The organism is Telluria sp. Soil_C_11 (assembly GCF_057657395.1).
Window position 1 is genome coordinate 1 of record NZ_JBDGIN010000067.1, and the last position, 313, is coordinate 313.

Below are 313 nucleotides of genomic sequence, written 5' to 3' on the forward strand. Positions count from 1 at the left end.
TGACCCGCCCATAGCCGTCGGTATGGATCTCGGCGCCGGCTGGGCCGACCACGATGGCGGTCTGGATACCGTGATAGAGGCAGGGCTGGCTGTTGTAGTGGCGACCCGGGCGCCATTGAACATCCTTGCGAACGCAGAGGAACGTGTTCTCGTAGTTCGATGGCGCGCCCGGCCCGGCCTGGTAATTGTTGCTGGCTTCGTGGTTGACGGAGAGGATCAGGTAGTCTCGGTCGCGAATGCTGGGCTGGGCCGGCTCGCCGCGCTTGGGTACGCGCAGTTCGGCGCTGAAGTGGTCAGCGAGCTTGAAGGACCG

Annotated in this window: 1 pseudogene; it reads right to left on the reverse strand. The window is 64.5% G+C overall.

Annotation, left to right across the window (positions count from 1 at the left end):
• Positions 1-313, reverse strand: a pseudogene (locus tag AC3A6M_RS24905) (type VI secretion system tip protein VgrG); the annotation flags it as partial.